We start from the raw sequence: 249 nt of genomic DNA, 5'->3' as shown, positions 1-249 counted from the left end.
GCGCCCTTCTGGTCGCTGCGCCCGGAGTCGCAGTAGAACAGCCTCGTCTCGCCCGGCCCCTCGCCGATCAGCCCGGCGATGGCGCCCTCGTCGGAGAACTCGGGGCCGTTGTCGGTTAGCACGGCCCGGAAGACCCTGCCCATGCCGCCGGCGCCCAGCACGGAGCGCACGCCCCCGAGCGCCGCCGCCACGCTCTCGGCGTCCTTCGCCGCGAGCGGCGGCGCGAGCTGCAGCCTGCTGGGGCGGTGC

Annotated in this window: 1 pseudogene; it reads right to left on the bottom strand. The window is 76.3% G+C overall.

Annotation, left to right across the window (positions count from 1 at the left end):
* Positions 1-249, bottom strand: a pseudogene (locus DWV43_RS10295) (IS30 family transposase); the annotation flags it as partial.

This window comes from Collinsella sp. AF05-9 (assembly GCF_003465595.1).
Classification (GTDB): Bacteria; Actinomycetota; Coriobacteriia; order Coriobacteriales; family Coriobacteriaceae; genus Collinsella.
The sequence above is the reverse complement of the archived record's forward strand: the minus strand, read 5'-3'. Positions and strand labels throughout refer to the sequence as shown.